At 70.3% G+C, this 3,512-nt stretch carries 1 protein-coding gene; it reads left to right on the top strand.

Translation table 11 applies throughout. The features are described from left to right. Positions 1-3,512 (top strand): protein-glutamine glutaminase family protein (locus NE235_RS37025; RefSeq protein ID WP_252811589.1); only part of this gene is annotated, 3,512 nt, incomplete at both ends.

Raw genomic sequence — 3,512 nt, 5'->3', positions numbered from 1 at the left:
AGCCGACCGGGACCGAGCCTCTCGCCCTCGCCGGCCCGTCCGAGGAGGAGTACGCCGGTCGCCTCGCCTCGCTGCTGACCGGCGACCCGGTCGACCAGTCCGCGGTGGTGGCGCAACTTCGCCTGCGCCGTTCGCTCGCGGACGGTCGTTCGGCCGAATCCCTGGACGCGGCGTTCCAGGAATGGACCGGTGGGACCTCACTGGCCGAGGCGCTGGACGGCGCGGTCGCGGAGGGACGCGCGCCGGAGACACTGGTCGAGGACGTTCTCCGGATGACCGGCCTGGTCTCGGAGTTCACTCTCGGAGCTCCGCCGCCCGGTCCGATCGCGGTCCCTCCGAAGACGTCACCGGCCTCCCTGCCGCGAGTCCAGGCCTTCGTCGAGAACCTGCACACGGTGCTGGTGGAGCACGAGGACGCGGAGGGCGCCTTCGCCCTGCTGCGTCTCCTCGGCGGCGACCTGCGCCAGGCGTGGGCCGTTCAGGAGGCCTACCAGACCCGCTATGGCGCGTCCATCGACCGGCACTTGAACGATCTATGGGGGCGGGAGCACAGCGACGTTCCCTGGCACCGCTGGAACGAGATCTGGCCGGTGCACGGCGCCGACAACCTCTTCTCCGAGACCCGGCCGGATCCGGTGTCGTACGCGCAGGTCGAACGGTGGTATGAGCTGCTGAGCGAGCTGACCTTCCAGCATCCCGAGTTCGGCGCCGTCCCGATTCCGAGCGATCATGTCTGGGAGGGCTGCGCCCTGCGGGCCCATCTGGCCGCGCTGTGGCTCCTGCAGCAGGGCGCGCCCGCCGGCAAGATCGTGGTCGTCCAAGCGCATGACGATGGGAGCGGAGCGCTGGGCCTGCGCTCTGGTGATATGCCGAACTTCCTCGACCCGGTGCGAATTCCCTGGGTATACCACATCGCCGCGGTGGTGTGGGGCCATGACGAGGAGCGCCGTCCGGCGTGGATGGTCGTGGACGGTGCGACCGGCCTCGGGCTGCGAACCGCTGGTGAGTGGCTCACCGCCATCGGCGTCGATCCCGGTAACGAGCGGAACCTCTTCCTGACGGGCCGATTGGACGACGTTCGAGCGGCACTGTGGGAGGAATTCGACAAAGCCCCGGCCTCCTGGCTGTTCCGCTACGTGCCGTTCCCGGTGGACCGGGCCGTCGCGGTGATCACGGAGGCGCGTCTCGACTCGCATCCCCTAATCCACGGCGAGCCCACTCTGGCTCAGGGCGACGCGTACCTACGGGATAAGATCACGACGGACCTCGTCGAGCACGCCCTGGCGATGCGGGAACTCCGGTACGCCCGGCGCGCGAGGCGGGTTCTGGAGGAGCTGCGGGCCGCGGAGGCGCCGGCCGAGGAGGCGGCGCTCCGGCTGGAGACCGAGCTCGGAGGCGCCAGTCCGAGGCGCGGCACGCTCGAGCGCTACGCCGACCTTGATCGATTGCTCCGTGACGTGCTCGGAGAGCGGTACGACGGCCTGACAGGGGAACTGTTCCCAGCCGAGCAGCCCGGTCAGGAGCCCTCGGCGACCGAACTCGCCGCCGCGCTCGCCCGATCCTCCAGGTTCGCGCACGCGGACGAGGTGACCATGCCGTCCGAGACGACGGCGGCGGAAGAGCCTTCACCGATGCCGTCTCCGCCGCCGAACTGGCCGCAGTGGACGAGCGCGCCGCAGGCCCGGCCCGAGACCACCGGTCAGTTCTCGGCAAGTCTGGTGCGTCCGGAGGACACGGACGACCTTCCCGAACTGCCGGTCAGGTTCGGGCAGGTCTACGCCTCTCCCTCGTGGGCCTTGGCGCGCGCCACGTACGAAGTTGCTCTCGGGTGGGTGCTGGGTTCGGACCCGGCGGTGTTCCGCGCCGCTCGCGACGCCGCACGCCGCCTGTACGCCACGCTCGCCCGCCGCATGGGAGCCGACGCCGCCGCCGACGGATTCGGCGTGGACTCGGGAGCGGAACTGGAACGGCTGCTCGGCGAGGACTCGGAGTGGACGCTCCACGACGTCATGACCGCGATGTACAAAGCGGTCGACCACCACGCCGCGGCTCTGACCCTGATGTGGGGGGACGCCCCGTTCGTCTGGGACGACCGGACCGGCGCGTGGCTGACCGAGATGCGGGACGCCCGCGGCTACCACGTGGCCTCTCAGCCGTCCAACTTGACCGAGTGGGCACTCCGGGTGTACGGGCGACTCGGTTTCGAAGCGGATCACCGTCGGTCGTTCCTCCAGGCGGCGATCTCCTACGGCATCGCCATGTCGCAGCCGCTGTTCGACACACTGCGAGCAGCGGACTGGGCGGGGCACAGCGACGTTCTCCACAGGGCGGTGCTGGCCGGTGAGGCGGCGGACCTGTACGCCTGGATCGACGAGGAGTTCCGCCCGCGCGAGCGCACCGGCGACCGGGAAGTGCTCGCCGACCTGACACCGCCTCACCTGCTGTACGACGTAACGGCGTCGTCCGGTGACGGCGAACTGCTCCTCGGTGCGACGCCGGGCGGTCTTCGTGGTGGGGCGCCGGGCAGGGATTCCGGTCCGATCGGATCGGAGGCGCTGGTCACGGGACCGCGTAAGGGCGGCCTGTGGTTCGTGCCTGCTCGTGCCGTGCCGGCTTCGCCGGCCGAGGGTAAAGAGGCCGATCGCTTCTTCGTCCACGCGCGAGAGGAATCGGATCCCCGTCTACTCCGCTATCTGGCGAGCGCCGGCGGGTGGTTCAAGTCCTCGAATGACGTGGTGCTGTCTCCGGACGAGTGGGTGCGGACCGGCCCGGACGGCGAGGGTTCCCGCCCGCCCCGCTACCGGGTGAGCGCCGGCGGGTGGTTCGAGTTCTCGAATGACGTGGTGCTGTCTCCGGAGGGCTGGGTGCGGATCGGTGCGGACGGCGCCGACTTCGTCAATATGCCGGAGGGAGTGGTGCTGCGGGCGGACACGGCCGAAGTCGGCCGCGTCAGCAACAAGGAGCAGTTGGGCCGGATGCTCGCGGAGCAACGGTTCGATGCGGTGCCGTACACGCTCTTCAGAGGGCCGGCCGGTCTGTACCTGGTACCGGCCGGTGCCGAGGACGACGATGCGGTGTACGTCCCGCTGCCCGAGGACCCTGGTGCCTACGCCGCTGTGGAACAGGACCTGCGGTCGGAAGTCCTCGCGGCGCTACGAAGTAATGATTCGGCGACGCGGGGGCCTTCGGCGCCGCCGGCCGTCGGTACCTCCTCGGTCTCCGCGGGCGGGCCGGTGGCGGGGCCGGCCGGCGTCTCGGGCGTGCCGGTGCTGGACACCGCTTCCGAGATGGCGTTGCGGTCGGAACTGCTCGCGGAACTCCGGCGTAGGAACTTCCCCCACGACCATCCTCGGGCGGAAGAAGTCCTGGCCGACCTGTCTCGGTACTACGGAGAGCTGGATCGTTCGGACCGGAGAAGTCTCCGGGACGCAGGCATGGCTCTCGCGCAGAAGTATGTCTTCGGGGTGCGCCTGCCCGGTGGGGGGCCCGCGAACGTCGTGCCGTCCGCGCCG

Origin of the sequence: Actinoallomurus spadix, assembly GCF_024055725.1 — a bacterium.
In the GTDB taxonomy this organism is placed as follows: Bacteria; Actinomycetota; Actinomycetes; order Streptosporangiales; family Streptosporangiaceae; genus Actinoallomurus; species Actinoallomurus spadix.
This window is presented reverse-complemented; position numbering and strand designations above follow the sequence as displayed.